Origin of the sequence: Acidocella sp. MX-AZ02 (genome assembly GCF_000306035.1) — a bacterium.
Classification (GTDB): Bacteria; Pseudomonadota; Alphaproteobacteria; order Acetobacterales; family Acetobacteraceae; genus Acidocella; species Acidocella facilis.
In genome coordinates this window covers 1042790-1057122 of record NZ_JH976207.1, presented here as the reverse complement: position 1 = coordinate 1057122, position 14333 = coordinate 1042790, and the positions used below count along the sequence as shown (strand labels likewise).

The window sequence follows — 14333 nt, the reverse complement described above, 5'->3', positions numbered from 1 at the left end:
GGGGCGGCAAATGACTATCAGGAAGGGATCAGCCTGGCCGCCGGGGCGATCCTGGAGGGCAGCGGCACGCTCAGCGTCGGGGATTTTTCCCAGTCTGGGATGATCGATGGCAGCGGCACGCTGCTGGCGCTGGGCGGCAGCACGCTGGAAATCGATGCCGGGCTGGTCGCGACGGGCGTGCATCTGGATGTCGCCGGTGGCGGGGTCATGGTGCTCGGCCCGCAAACCCCGCTCTTCGGAATTTTCAACACCACCCCGCTGACCATCGCCAGCGGGGTGACGCTAGAGTTTGGCGGGCCGGGTGTGGCGACGATCGGCGGCGGCTTTGCCGGCACGCTGGGCGGCAGCGGCGGCGCCTTCGTAATCACCGGGCCGCAGGATTTCTCTGGCACCGTCACCGGCTTCGCGGTGGGCGACGCCTTGATCTTCCCTGGCCTCACCGGGCTGACGGTGAAGGATGTGAACACCCTCGCCGGCACCTCCAGCTTCGTCGTCACCGGGGTGGACAGCAACGGCGTCACCGACAGCTATACGATTGCCGCCAATATCCCCGCCGGGCTGTTCCCCGCCACCAGCTTCGATTCCGCCGGGGACCCGGAGGTGGTGCTGCATTCCAGCCTGGCGACGATCAGCAATGGCGGGCTGTTCGCCGCCAGCGCCGGGGTGAGCCAGCCATTGCTCGGGCTCAGCCTGGCCTTGGCGGCACCGACGACCCAGGCGCTCTCCCTGACCCTGACCACCGCCCATGGCAGCCTCAGCGTCGGGGACAGCGTGGGCAGCGCGCTGACGCTGAGCGCGATCAATCTGGCGCTGATGAACGCGCAGCTGGCCTCCCTGCTTTATACCGGCACCGGGGCGTTGGATGTGCTTACCATCAGCAGCGGGTCGGGCATCCTCTCCGGGCTGATCGATTATGAAGGGATTGGCAAAGGCAGCACCGGCACCGTGGATGGCTATTCCGGCCTGGGGCTGACCACCGGCGAATTCGTCTCCTTCGGCAATAGTGGCGGGCTCTATACCGATCATGTGGCGCACGCGCTGGGCGGGGCGCTGATCACCGGCGCGGTGGATTTCGAGGACCCGTTCCAGGCCAGCGGCTATTCCGGCACCGCGCTGGAGATCGACCATAACGGCCTGGCCATATTCGGCGCCGCCGCGCAGGTGGCGATGGCCGGCAATGCCACGCTCGGCGATGCCGGCGGGGCAGGGGCGCTGGAGGTGCTGAGCCAGGCGGTCAGCCTGGCCGGCACGCTGACCATGGCCGCCTCCGGCGCCGGGGCAGGCAGCGTGGCCGTGCTGGGGACGATGAGCATTGGCGGCGCGGCGCTGGTGGGCGTCGCGGGCAACGCCACTCTCTACGCCTCCGGCGATCTGGCGGCGGGCAGCCTGACTCTGGGCAGCGGCGGCGTGCTGGAGGCCACCGGTGCGGCGACCTTGTCCCTGGGCAGCCTCAGCAATCGCGGCGGTGTCACCCTGGCCGGCGGCGCGCTGCTGGATGCGGCGAATTATGCCGGTGCGGGCGGGCTGACACTGGGCGGCACGGCGGTAATGAATATCGCCGGCACCGCCAGTCTCAGCGGCGGCCTTGTCAGCCTGGGGGTGGGCACCAGCCTGCAGGCGGCCAGCCTGGTGGAAAGCGCCGGCCAGCTCAGCCTCGCCGGGACGCTTGCCGCCACCGGGGCGATGAGCCTGTCCAATGCGCAGCTCAATGATGGCTGGGTGCAGGCGGGCACGCTCAGCCTCGCCGGCACGCTGGCGGGTTATGGCATCATCGATGCCGGCACCCTCATCGATACCGGCACGCTCGCTGTCCAGGGCGGCGACCTGCTGCTGGCCGGGGGCAGCCTGATCGGCGGCGGCGTGGTCGAGATCGGCAGCCAGGCAACGCTGGAGCTGAACAGCACCGATCTCTCCACTACGCCAATCAGCTTCACCGGCACCTCCAGCCTGCTTGTCCTGGATAATGTCGCCGCCGGGATGCCGGGCATCGCCAACATGTCCAGCTTCGATGCGGTGGATCTGGTCGGCGTCGCCCCGTCTCTGGTCGGGCTGGCGGGCAACACCATCGATGTCCGCAACGCCCAAGGCAGCCTCACTGCCGCCTTCACGCTGGGCACCGCCGCCGGGGCGCTGCCGGCGGTGAGCGTGATCGCGGATGGCAGCGGCGGGGCGTTGCTTACGCTGGGCGGCGAGCTGCCCTGCTTCGCCCGCGGCACCGGCATCCTCACCCCGCACGGCTATCGCCCGATCGAGGCGCTGCGTCCTGGCGATCCGGTGATCACCGCCCGTGGCGAGCGAAGGCCGGTGCGCTGGCTGGGCTGGAGCGTGCTGGACCTGAATTATGGCCCCGGCCAGGAGGCGCGCCCGGTGCTGATCCGCCCCGGCGCCTTCGGCCCTGGCAAGCCGGCCCGGCCGGTGCGGCTCTCGCCCTCGCATGGCGTCCATGTCGAGGGGGTGCTGGTGCCGGCCGCATGTCTGGTCAACGGCGCCACCATCCTGCGCGATACGGCGATGCCGGCCATCACCTATTACCATCTGGAGCTGGACCGCCATGACGCGCTGCTGGCCGAGGGGCTGCCCTGCGAATCCTATTTCTGCGACGGCAACCGGGACTGGCTGAGCCATGAGCTGGGGCGGCGCAGCCCGGCGCGCCGCCCCTTCGCCGCCACCGTGAGCGGCGGGCCGCGTCTGGCCGCCATCCGCCGGATGCTGCACGAGCAGGCGCTGCATTCCGGCTTCACCCCCGGCTTCCTGCCCCGGCTGCGCGCCATGGCGGCGGGGCAGGATGTGCTGCCCCGCTTCTCCGGCCCCGATGGCTGGCGCCAGGCCCGGTTCAGCCTGGCGCAGCCGGCGCGCGAGCTGATCCTGCTCGCCCCCGCCTGCGCCGCGGCGGAGACCGACCCGGATTCGGAGGATCGGCGCGCGCTCGGGCTTTGCTTGGGGGATACGCCAGGGCTGCGGCTGGGCGCGGGCTGGCTGGCGCGCGCGCCGGGTGATATCGGGGACTGGATGGGTAGCCGCGCCACCTTGCTCAGCCCCCGGCCGCGCCGGCACTGGGCGCTGGCTATCGCCGCGTTGCCGCAAAGCTGGCAGCGCGCGCAGGGCAGCCCTCCAGGATTTTGGCCGTCCCCAGCCATTGACGCCCCCGGCGCAACAGGATAGACGCGCGCCTCGTTGCCGGGAACGTGGACGAGCGGTGGTCGCTCGCGCCCGCTCTCTGTTTTGCCCACAGGATATTGTGGCTGAACGGAAGAGACTACTGGCGGTTTTAACAAGAAGGGTACCTGCGCCATGACCAAGCGCACTGAAAGCAAATATAAAATCAATCGCCGTCTCGGCGTGAATCTGTGGGGCCGTGCGAAGTCCCCGGTGAACAAGCGCGAATACGGCCCGGGCCAGCATGGCCAGCGCCGCAAGAAGCCGTCCGATTTCGGCGTGCAGCTGATGGCCAAGCAGAAGCTCAAGGGCTATTACGGCAACATCTCCGAGAAGACCTTCTACAAGTACTATGAAGAGGCCGTGCGCCGTAAGGGCGACACCTCCGAGAACCTGATCGAGCTGCTGGAGCGCCGCCTGGATGCGGTCATCTACCGCCTCAAATTCGCGATCACCCCGTTCGCGGCCCGTCAGTTCGTCTCCCATGGTCACGTCACCGTCAATGGCCAGCGCGTCAACATCCCCTCCTACCAGGTGAAGGATGAGGACGTGATCGAGGTCCGCGAAAAGTCCAAGCAGCTGGCCGTGGTGCTCGATGCCGCGCAGAGCGGCGAGCGCGACGTGCCGGAATATGTCGAGGTGGATCACCGCGCCATGAAGGGCCGCTTCCTGCGCGCCCCGAAGCTGGCCGATGTGCCCTTCCCGGTGCAGATGGAACCGCATCTGGTGGTCGAGTTCTACTCCCGCTAAGATCTGGATATTCCAGGAAAACGGCGCCTTCGGGCGCCGTTTTTTTTGGTCACAAGGACGAGATGCGGCTGTTACACGCTGGCCTTAGAAAGAGCGCATCGACAGTTTTCCATGGAGTATCCGATGCGTCGTATTCTTTTTGCCTCTTTGCTGGCGCTGGCACCTGGCCTCGCTTTCGCGCAAGCCGCCGATAACGGCGCCAACCCGCCGCCGCCCCCGCCGGGGATGGGGGATGGGATGGGGGGTATGGGCCCCGGCCCGATGGGCCCGCATAACGGCCCCTGGCACCATCACGGGATGGGCCCGCAGCGTTTCCTGACGGATTTCTATGCGGCCAATACCAGCCATGACGGCCATCTGACCCTGGCCCAGGCCAAGGCCGCCAATTTCAAGCCGGTGGTCGATCATTTCAGCCAGATCGACACCGCCAAGCGCGGCTATGTCACCTTCTACGACATCGAAGCCTGGCACATGGATGAGATGGCCAAGCATCTGCAGGACGACGCGGCCAAGCTGCGCGCCCGGGATAGCTAGAGGTAATTTGAAGGTAAGTATCTGAAAAAGTTATAAAAATTTTTTTGGATGTGGGGGCTTTTTACAAAAAGCCCCCACATCGCTTCGCCGTCTTTTTAAAAGAGCTGCCCCCAAAACATTTTTCTCAACAGCAAGGAATTGCGGGCCGAGACAAAAGCCCGATGCTCTATTGGTTCAGCTGGCCGGCATGCTGCCCGGCGCGTCCGGTGGCAAAGCGCGGCTCTGCTTCCTGCGCCGGATCGCCAGTGACGAACATTTCGTGCGCGATCTGGCCCCATGTCGGTTCTGGCCGCGCCTGCGAAACGGGTGCCGCCTCCGGGCCGCCGCCGACGGGTTTTGCGCCGCCCGTCTTGGTGCTGCCATCCGGCAGGATTTGAGAGCCGATGGAACCCGGGCCGAACAGATGCACGGTGATTCCCGAAGGTGGTGGGTTGGGCAGCGGGCGCGCCAGGGCCGGGCAGGCGGCGAGGCAGGCCAGAAGGGCGGTGGGCAGAATTTTCAACTGAGCGGGCTCCGTGGTCGTAGCCCCATCATCGCGCCAGGCTTGCAGGGCGGCAAGCCGATTTGCGCGCAGCTGGAACGCGCGCCAGTCTTGTTGCCAGTCTTGTTGCCAGTCTTGGTGCCCACCCTGTTGCCTGTCCGCGGCTCGTCCTGCCTGGGCGTTCGGTCTGGGTAGGCGCCTAATCGCTCTGCCAGACCCGCCAGAGCGGCGGGCTGGGAGCGCCGGGCGCGGGGGCGTCTTCATTCTGCAGCTGGCGCAGCATCATGGCCGCATGTTCCATCACGGTTTCCGCATCCTCGCCTCTGCCGGGCCAGCGCGGCACCACCCCCACATTCAGCAACGTCCGCTCCGGCAGCAAAGCCGGCAAGGTCGTGCAGAATTTCGCCGCCCGTTCGCCGCCGGTGAGATGGTCCATCCCATCGCACCACAGCCCGATGACCAGGTCCTCCACCCGGCCCAGCAGGTCTGTCGGGCGCATGATGTCGCGCAGCTCCTCGGCGAGACGCAACGCCACCGCCGGCCGCAGCTTCGCATTCAACGGGCCGAAGCCGATATAAAGCAGCGTGCCCGGTTGCTCCTCGACATCGAGCCGGTCCAGCCGCCGGGTGATTTCGGTGGCGAAGGTGGCGCGGCTCCACAGCCCGGTTTCCACATCCAGCATCGTGCCCGGACTGAAGCCGGGGCGCGCGGCGCGTTCGGCATGGCGGTCCGGCAACACCAGGTCGGGCGTTTCCAGATCGAACAGCAGCCCGTAAGTGCCGGCGATCTCGCTGCCCTCCCGGCGCGGCGCCAGCGAGAGCCGGTAGAGCCGCAGGGCGCCGTCCGGTCCGGCCAGGCGCAGCCGCCCATGCCAGGCGACACATTCCACGCAGATGGTGGTGATGATCGAGCGTAGCTCGTTGGCGCTCACCGCCGCCTCTTCCTGGTTGCCGCCAGCCAGCAATATGGTGAATTCCTGCCCCATCAGCGCCGCCGTGGGGCGGCCCAAGGCGCGGCCGGGGCCAAAGGCGGTGAAGCGGCCCAGCGGATCTGTCTCGAAGGCGAAATCCGCGAGCGTGGCGCCGACGGCAAGCCAGGAGGTCGGCGCCAGACGCGCGCCGGCGGGAGGAAAAAACGGCGAACGGGTCATAAGAAGCTCTTAAGACCCGACGCTTAACAGCGTTTTAAGCTCACCCGCCGGGCGGTTTAGAGCAACATGACCCTGACTGGCATCAGTCAGGGTCATAAAGTTGCGCGCCAAAACAAAGAGCTAGAGCAACATCCGATCAAACGGACTCGTTTGATCGGATAAAGTTGCTCGCTCGAACAAAAAGCTAGAGCGTATTCCGTACACCAACGTGAACGGAATACGCGCTAGATCGGGCTGACCGTCTACGGTCAGTGCGCTCTAGCGTCCCGTCTGGCCGCGATGGCGCAGCAGATGGTCGGCCAGCACGCAGGCCAGCATCGCCTCACCCACCGGTACGGCGCGGATGCCCACGCAGGGGTCGTGCCGGCCCTTGGTCATCACCTCCACCTCCTCGCCATCGGCACTCACCGAGCGCTTGGGGATCAGGATGGAGCTGGTCGGCTTCACCGCGAATCGGGCGAGAATCGGCTGCCCGGTGGCGATGCCGCCGAGGATGCCGCCGGCATGGTTGGAGAGGAACTCAATCTCCCCCTCCTTCATCCGCATCTCATCGGCATTCTCTTCGCCGCGCAGGGCGGCGGCGGCGAAGCCATCGCCGATCTCCACCCCCTTCACCGCGTTGATGCTCATCAGCGCCGCGGCGATGTCCGCATCCAGCTTGCCGTAAAGCGGCGCGCCCAGGCCCGGCTTCACGCCCTCGGCGACAATCTCCAGCACCGCGCCGATGGAGGAACCGGCCTTGCGCACCGCATCCAGCTCGGCTTCCCAGGCCTGCGCGGCGGTCGCATCCGGGCAGAAGAACGGGTTCTGCTCCACCTGCGCCCAATCCCAGTTGGCGCGGTTGATGCCATGCGCGCCCATCGCCACCATCGCGCCGCGGATCACCACGCCCGCGCCCAGCACCTTGCGGGCAATGGCGCCGGCGGCCACCCGCATCGCGGTTTCGCGGGCGGAGGAGCGGCCGCCGCCGCGCGGGTCGCGATGGCCGTATTTCATGTCATAGGCCACATCCGCATGGCCGGGCCGGTAGCGCGCCGTGATATTCGCGTAATCCTTCGAGCGTTGATCGGTATTCTCGATCACCAGCGAAATCGGCGTGCCGGTGGTTTTGCCCTCATGCACGCCGGAGAGGATTTTCACCTGGTCCGGCTCCTGGCGCTGGGTGGTGAAGCGCGAGGTGCCGGGGCGGCGGCGATCCAGAAAAGGCTGGATATCCGCTTCCGAAAGCTCGATCCCCGGCGGGCAGCCATCCACCACCGCGCCGATCGACGGCCCATGGCTCTCGCCCCAGGTGGTGACGCGAAACAGCTGCCCGAATGTGTTGAAGGACATGGTTACTCGCTGGCGATGGTGAAGTCCGGCGCGTCCGGGTGCTTCATGCCGACGACATGATAGCCGCAATCGACATGATGGGTCTCGCCGGTCACGCCGCGCCCGAGATCAGAGAGCAGATACAGGCCGGACATGCCAACCTCCTCCAACTCCACATTACGCTGCAGCGGCGCGTTATATTTGTTCCATTTCAGAATATAGCTGAAATCGCCGATGCCCGACGCCGCCAGCGTCTTGATCGGCCCGGCGGAGATGGCGTTGACGCGGATCTTATCCTTGCCGAGATCCGCCGCCATGTAGCGCACGGAGGCCTCAAGGGCGGCCTTGGCCACGCCCATCACGTTGTAATGCGGCATCCAGCGCTCACCGCCGAGATAGGTGAGGGTGAGCAGCGAACCGCCATCGGGCATCATCGCGGCGGCGCGCTGGGAGACGGCGGCGAAGGAATAGGCGGAGATATCGAGCGCCTGCTGGAACACCGCGCGGGGGGTGTCCACATAGCGCCCGCGCAGAAAATTCTTGTCCGCGAAGCCGATGGCATGCACCAGGAAGTCGATCTTGCCCCATTTCGTCTTCAAGGTCTCGAAGGCGGCATCGATGGCGGCATCGTCACCGACATCGCAGGGGATCAGGATATCGGAGCCGACGGAGGCGGCCAGCGGGCGCACCCGCTTCTCCAGCGCCTCGCCCATATAGGTGAAAGCCAGCTCGCCGCCCTGGGCGGCAACAGCGCGGGCGATGGCCCAGGCGATGGAGCGGTTATTCGCCACGCCCATGATCAGGCCGCGCTTGCCCTGCATCAACGTGCCCTGGGGCAGGGCGGATTCGGTATCGGTGTCGGCCATCGCGGCTCATCTCCGTGCTGCTATCGTCTGAGGGTCCGGTTGGTGGCATAGAGGACAGCGCCAATCAAGGCTCACAAGACGCGCAGGAGCATAAGTGACGATGAGCGAGGATCCTTTCCGCCAGTTCGGTCTCTGGTTCGCGGAGGCGCAACGCACCGAACCGAACGATCCGAACGCGATGACCGTGGCGACGGTCTCCCCCGAAGGCCGCCCGGCGGCGCGGATTCTGCTGCTGAAAGCCTGGGATGAGCGCGGCTTCGTGTTCTATGGCAATCTCGGGTCACGCAAGGCCCAGCATATGGCGGGCAATCCGCATGTGGCGCTGCTGTTCCATTGGAAGAGCCTGCAGCGGCAGATCCGCATAGAAGGTGCGATCGCGCCGGTCGAGCCGGCCCAGGCCGATGAGTATTTCGCCACCCGCCCGCGCGGCTCGCAGCTGGGCGCCTGGGCCTCCGAGCAATCCCGCCCGCTGGCCTCGCGCAGCCTGTTCGAAAGCCGCTTGCAGGAGATGGAAGCGCGCTTCGCCGGCCAGAGCGTGCCGCGCCCGGACTTCTGGTCCGGCTGGCGGCTGAGCCCGGATTATTTCGAGTTCTGGCAAGGGATCGATTTCCGCCTGCATGACCGGCTGATCTTCAGCAAGGCGGAAGATGGCTGGAGCAGCGGCCGGCTCTACCCGTAAGAGCAACGCGCAGGGGGGCTAATCCTCCCCCTGCGCCATCTCCAGAGCACGCTTATAGACCTGTTTTTTTCGGCAGCCCGGTGGCGGCGGCCACGGCGGCGGCGGCGTCCTTCACGCTGAGGCTCTTTAGCGCCGCGCGCAGCGCCTGATCCAACGACTCCGCCCCGGTCTCCTCCGCTGGCGCCGGGCCGACCACCACGACGATCTCGCCGCGCGCCGCGTGCTCGGCGTAATGCGCCGCCAGGGCCGGCAGCGTGTCGCGGCGCACCTCCTCATAATGTTTGGTCAGCTCCCGGCACACCGCGGCCGGGCGCTCCCCGAATGCAGAGGCGGCATCGGCCAGGAATTCCGCCAGCCGGTGCGGCGCCTCGTAGAAAATATGGGTGGCGCTGAGCCCGGCCAGCTCGGCGCCGCGCAGCCCGGCGAAGGCGGCCCGGCGCGGCCCGGCCTTGGGCGGCAGGAAGCCGGTGAACAGAAAAGGCTGCGGCGGCAGTCCGGAGAGGGTGAGGGCCAGCACCGCCGCATTCGCGCCCGGCACGCCGGAGACCGGCAGCCCCGCCTCGATGACCGCGCGCACCAGCCGGTAGCCGGGGTCCGAGACCAAAGGCGTGCCGGCATCCGAGATCAAGGCGTAACGCTCGCCCTGTTGCATCGCCGCCACAAGCCGGGGAATCGCGGCGGATTCATTATGTTCGTGCAAGGCGATGCATTTGGCGCTGATTCCGTGGGCGCGCAGCAGCACCGCGCTGGTTCTCGTATCTTCACACAGGATCGTGTTCACCCCAGATAAAGTCGACCTGGCCCTGTCCGATAAATCTTGAAGGTTGCCGATTGGCGTCGAAACCATCACAAGAGCGGGCAGGGACGCCCCGGCCATCGCCGTGGGCGGGGCTTGCGTTGGAGGATCAATCATTGCGCCTGGTGCCGTCTCTTCGCTCATCTCTACTCCTTGGCGGCATGCTGGCGCTTGCCAGCTGCGCGGGGCAAGCCCCTCAGATCAACGGCAGCGGGCCTTTGCCCGCGGCGCTGACGCCGAATGCCGGCACCCCGAATAACACAGGCAAGACATCCGGCAATGTCATGCTGCTGGTGCCGCTGAGCGGGCCGTTGGCCCCGGTGGGCCAGGCCCTGGCCAATGCCGCCAAGATCGCCTTCCCCGCCGGCAGCACCCCGGCCCTGGATATTCGCGACACCGGCGGCACCGCCGCCGGGGCGGTGAGCGCCGCGCAGGCCGGGCTCGCGGCGGGGGATGGCATCATCCTCGGGCCGCTGACCGCCGCCGAGACCCAGGCGGTCGCCCCCATCGCCAAGCAGGCCGGGGTGAATGTCCTGGCCTTCACTAATGATGGCACGGTGGCGCAGCCGGGCGTGTGGCCGCTGGGCATCTCGCCCGGGCAGCAGGTCCGCCGCGTCGTGCAGGCCGCCTCCGATGCCGGCCATACCCAGCTCGCCGGGCTGCTGCCGGATACGGATTTCGGCCATCGCCTCGGCCAAGCGCTGCAGCAGGAAGCCGCCAAGCTGAGCGAGCCGGCGCCGCAGATCCAGTTCTACGAGCCAGGCTTTTCCAGCCTGAACAACGCCGTGCGCACGCTGTCGGACTGGAGCGGCCGCGGTGAGGCGCTGATGGCGCAGATCAAGGCGGCGAAGGACAGCAACACGCCGGAGGGGTTGGCCAAGGCCCGCGAGCTGCGCCGCCAGCAGGTGGCGCCGCCCAGCTTCAACGCCCTCTTCATCGGCGCCACCGATGGCAATACCCTGGCCGAGCTGGCGAATTTCCTGCCTTATTACGATGTTTCGGCGCCGCAGGTGCTGCTGATGGGCCCCTCGCTCTGGGCGCCCTTGGCCAGCGCCATGGCCGGGCAGAGCGCGCTGCGCGGCGCCATCTATGCCGCGCCGGACCCCGCCGCCGCCGCGTCCTTCGATGCCAAATACACCGCCGCCTATGGCAGCGCGCCGCCGGCGATCGCGGATGTCGCCTTCGATGCCGCCGCCCTGGCCAAGCTGGCCGCGTCCAATGGCGGCTATACGGTACAGACGCTGAGCGCCCCCGCCGGCTTCACCGGCACTGACGGGCTGCTGGTGCTGGAGCCGGATGGCACGGTGAAGCGTGGCCTGGCGGTGTTCTCGATCACGCCGGGGCAGCCGACCATCACCTCCCCAGCCCCCGCCAGCCTCAACAACCCCTGACCCCGCCGATGGCTCCCCCCGAAGGCACCAGCTGGGACAAGGCCGGCCCCGCCGCGCTCGCCTTGTTTTTCGGGCTGGGGCTGACGCCCAGCCTGGTCTTTGCCTTGCTCGCGGCGCTGGGGGATCTGCGGCCGCTGCTGGCTTTCGCCGCCTGGGCGGTCTGCACGCTGGTGGCGTTGCTGTTCGCGCTGTTGCTGGGGCGGGATGTGGTGGCGATGACGCGGCTGGTGCGCGCCTTGCGCACCGCCCCGGAATCGCTGCCGACCGACCGGCATCTGCTGATGCCCGGGATGAGCGATCTCGGGGCCGAGGCGCTGCGGCTGATCCATGCGGAGCGGCTGCTGCGCAGCCGCCACGTGGCCAGCGCGGCGGAAGACCGCGCCCTGGTTGAACGCCTGCCAGACCCGCTGCTGAAACTCGACGCGGACGGCGCCATGCTCTGGCGCAATGACAGCGCGATCACCGCCTTCGGCACCGAGACCGCGGCCCTGCTGCGCCACCCGGATGTGCGCGACGCCCTGGCCGAAGTGCTGGCCAGCGCCGCGCCGGTGCGCCGCGAGGTCGTGCTGGCCGCGCCGGTGAAGCGGGATCTGGAAGTGACGATGATCCCGGTCGGCGGGCCGGTCTATATGCTGGTCAGCGACCGCACCCGCGAGCGCGCGCTGGAGAAGATGCGCGCCGATTTCGTCGCCAATTCCAGCCATGAGCTGCGCACGCCTCTGGCCAGCCTGATCGGCTTCATCGAAACGCTGCGCGGCCCGGCCGCCGATGACCGCGAGGCGCAGGAAACCTTCCTCGGCATCATGGCCGAACAGGCGGCGCGGATGCAGCGCGTGATCGGCGATCTGCTCTCCCTCTCCAAGATCGAGATTTCCGAACATTCGCCACCGAAGGAGCTGCTGCATCTGCCGCCACTGCTGGAGCGCATCGTCGCCGGGCTGGAGCCGATGGTCAGGGCACAGGCAATCACCCTGGTGGTGGAGGTGCCGGCGGATCTGCCACGGGTGGCCGCCGATGCCGATCAGCTCACCCAGGTTTTCACCAATCTGCTTGAAAACGCCTTGAAATACGGCAAGCCGGGCGGGCGGGTGACGCTCTCGGCCGGCATCGCCCAGGATGAGCGTTTTCCGGCGGGCGGGGTGCTGGTTTCGGTGGCCGATGAAGGTGCGGGGATCCCGCGCGAGCATATTCCGCGGCTGACCGAGCGTTTCTACCGCGTCGATAAAGGCCGGTCGCGCCATATTGGCGGCACCGGGCTGGGGCTGGCCATCGTCAAACATGTGGTCTCGCGCCATCGCGGCCGGCTGGTGATCGAAAGCGAGCTTGGCCAGGGCAGCTGCTTCTCCGTCTGGCTCCCCGGCCCCGCGCGCTAAAAAATTTGCAAAAGTTTTTGGGGGTGTGGGGACTTTTTTCAAAAAATCCCCACCTCTTTCTTCACTTCGCTCCCCAAGACATTGCCCGCCTTCTCCGTTAATGAAACCAACAGCAGGAGAGGGGACCCCCGCATGACCATCTTGGCCGTCATCGTCGTTTTGATCAGTCTCGGTCTGGTCGCGCTATATATCCATGACAAGCTTCAGACCCGGCACACGGTGCTGCGCAATTTCCCCATCATCGGGCATTTCCGTTATTTCGCGGAAACCTGGGGTACCTATATGCGCCAGTACCAATATCTGTCGGACTGGGTGGAGCGGCCGTTCAACCGGCTGGAGCGCAGCTGGGTCTATCGCTCCGCCAAGGGGGTTTCCAATTTCATCAGCTTCGGCTCTGAGGCTGTGCCCAGCTTCGTGTTCCGCAACGCGGCTTTTCCGGTGCTGGATGAGGATAAGCGGGCTTACAGCGGCAAGCTGATCGGCATCGCCAACGGCCCCGGCGCCTGTGAGCAGCCTTATCCGGCGGCGAGCTTCTTCAATATCTCCGGCATGTCCTATGGCGCGCTCAGCAACAACGCCGTCACCGCGCTCTCGCGCGGGGCGAAGCTGGCGGGGATCTGGATGAGCACCGGGGAGGGCGGTCTCAGCCGCTATCATCTGGAGGGCGGGGCGGACATCGTCATGCAGATCGGCACCGCGAAATATGGCGTGCGTGATGCGCAGGGCAATCTCTCCGAAGCCCGGCTGCGCGAGCTGGCGGCACACCCGCAGGTGAAGATGTTCGAGGTGAAGCTGGCGCAAGGGGCCAAGCCCGGCAAAGGCGGCATTCTGCCCGGCGCGAAAGTGACGCAGGAGATCGCCGAGATCCGCGGCATCACCCCGGGGCAGGACAGCATCTCCCCCAACCGCCACCGCGATATCGGCAGCGTCACCGAGCTGGGCGAATTCGTGCATCGGGTGCGCAGCATCACCGGCAAGCCGGTGGGGGTGAAATTCGTGCTGGGCGACCCGGCCTTCCTGGATGAATGGTTCGGCGATTGCGCCGACAACCCGGAGCATTGCCCGGATTATATCCAGATCGATGGCGGCGAGGGCGGCACCGGCGCGGCGCCGGAATCGCTGGCCGATTATGTCGGCCTGCCGATCACCCAGGCGCTGCCTTATGTCGCGGCGCTGCGTTACGAGCATGGGCTGCAGCACCGCATCCGCATCGTCGCCTCGGGCAAGCTGATCACCCCGGACAAGGTGGCCTGGGCGTTGTGCATGGGGGCGGATTTCGTCTCCTCCGCGCGCGGCTTCATGTTCGCGCTGGGCTGCATCCAGGCGATGAAATGCGGCTCCGGCCATTGCCCTACCGGGGTCACCGCCGCCGACAAAAGGCTGATCGCCGGGCTGGATCCGACCGACAAGGCGGTGCGCGTCTCGCGCTATGCGCTGAAGATGCGCGATGAGGTCGAGATCATCGCCCATAGCTGCGGCGTCACCGATGCCAGCAAATTCGCGCCCAAGCATGTCACCGCGCTGGAGAGCGGCGTGGCGGGGTTCCGGGCGCAGTCCAATTGATCTACGGCCTGCTGTTTCTGCTCAGCGCCGGGCTGAATATCCTGCTCGGCCTGCATCAATGGCCGAGCGTGCTGGCGGGCAGCCTGCAGGACCCGGATTCCTATATGCGGCTGCTGCGAATCGAGCAGGGTGTGCATCTCGGCCATCTGGTCACGACTGTCGCGCGCGATGATTCCGGCGCCGGGGTGATGGTGGAATGGTCGCGGCTGCTGGATATCATCTTGTGGCTGATGGCCGCCCCGCTGAGTCTGGTGATCGGCTGGCATAAGGCGCTGTTCGCCGC

General features: G+C 67.0%; 11 protein-coding genes and 2 pseudogenes. 8 read left to right on the top strand and 5 right to left on the bottom strand.

The genetic code is table 11. From position 1 onward, the window contains the following. The 3 genes from MXAZACID_RS05195 to MXAZACID_RS05185 form a co-directional block, all read left to right on the top strand. The coding region (locus MXAZACID_RS05195) for a Hint domain-containing protein (protein ID WP_008493080.1) at positions 1–3162 on the top strand (3162 nt) is incomplete at its 5' end. 129 nt (positions 3163–3291) lie between these two features. Next, entirely contained in the window at positions 3292–3906 is a 615-nt protein-coding gene (rpsD, locus tag MXAZACID_RS05190) for a 30S ribosomal protein S4 (protein ID WP_008493079.1), read from the top strand. Positions 3907–4029: 123 nt separating this feature from the next. Further along, positions 4030–4440 (top strand): hypothetical protein, encoded by a 411-nt coding sequence (locus MXAZACID_RS05185; protein ID WP_144052654.1) that lies wholly within the window; start codon positions 4030–4032, stop codon positions 4438–4440. A 166-nt stretch (positions 4441–4606) separates the two neighbouring features. Here the strand turns inward: MXAZACID_RS05185 and MXAZACID_RS05180 are convergent, their stop codons facing one another. The 4 genes from MXAZACID_RS05180 to fabI all read right to left on the bottom strand — a co-directional run bounded on the left by MXAZACID_RS05180 (position 4607) and on the right by fabI (position 8248). Next, positions 4607–4942, bottom strand: a complete 336-nt coding sequence (locus MXAZACID_RS05180; protein ID WP_008493076.1) for a hypothetical protein — start codon at positions 4940–4942, stop codon at positions 4607–4609. Between the two features lie 178 nt (positions 4943–5120). After that, complete coding sequence (locus MXAZACID_RS17690; RefSeq protein WP_008493074.1) at positions 5121–6071, bottom strand: hypothetical protein; 951 nt, start codon at positions 6069–6071, stop codon at positions 5121–5123. A 258-nt stretch (positions 6072–6329) separates the two neighbouring features. Beyond that, on the bottom strand, positions 6330–7403 hold the full coding sequence (gene aroC, locus MXAZACID_RS05165; protein WP_008493073.1) for a chorismate synthase: 1074 nt from the start codon (positions 7401–7403) through the stop codon (positions 6330–6332). Between the two features lie 2 nt (positions 7404–7405). Next, positions 7406–8248 carry an enoyl-ACP reductase FabI gene (gene fabI / locus MXAZACID_RS05160; RefSeq protein ID WP_008493072.1) on the bottom strand — a complete coding sequence of 281 codons (843 nt, stop codon included), beginning with the start codon at positions 8246–8248 and terminating at the stop codon, positions 7406–7408. Positions 8249–8348: 100 nt separating this feature from the next. Between fabI and pdxH the strand changes: the two genes are divergently transcribed. Continuing rightward, positions 8349–8927: a pyridoxamine 5'-phosphate oxidase gene (pdxH, locus tag MXAZACID_RS05155; protein ID WP_008493071.1), complete on the top strand. Its 579-nt coding sequence runs from the start codon at positions 8349–8351 to the stop codon at positions 8925–8927. An 18-nt stretch (positions 8928–8945) separates the two neighbouring features. On the opposite strand, the pseudogene rsmI reads toward pdxH, so the two are convergent. Beyond that, positions 8946–9840: pseudogene (gene rsmI, locus MXAZACID_RS05150) on the bottom strand (16S rRNA (cytidine(1402)-2'-O)-methyltransferase). Positions 9841–9941: 101 nt separating this feature from the next. Here rsmI and MXAZACID_RS05145 point away from each other — a divergent pair. From MXAZACID_RS05145 to MXAZACID_RS19180, 4 genes and pseudogenes are all read left to right on the top strand, one after another. After that, entirely contained in the window at positions 9942–11114 is a 1173-nt protein-coding gene (locus MXAZACID_RS05145) for a penicillin-binding protein activator (RefSeq protein WP_240376537.1), read from the top strand. 8 nt (positions 11115–11122) lie between these two features. Beyond that, positions 11123–12487 carry an ATP-binding protein gene (locus MXAZACID_RS05140; protein WP_008493068.1) on the top strand — a complete coding sequence of 455 codons (1365 nt, stop codon included), beginning with the start codon at positions 11123–11125 and terminating at the stop codon, positions 12485–12487. A 132-nt stretch (positions 12488–12619) separates the two neighbouring features. Next, positions 12620–14050 (top strand): FMN-binding glutamate synthase family protein, encoded by a 1431-nt coding sequence (locus tag MXAZACID_RS05135; protein WP_008493067.1) that lies wholly within the window; start codon positions 12620–12622, stop codon positions 14048–14050. Further along, a pseudogene (locus MXAZACID_RS19180) lies at positions 14047–14333 on the top strand (hypothetical protein); the annotation flags it as partial. The gene MXAZACID_RS05135 and the pseudogene MXAZACID_RS19180, both read left to right, overlap by 4 nt.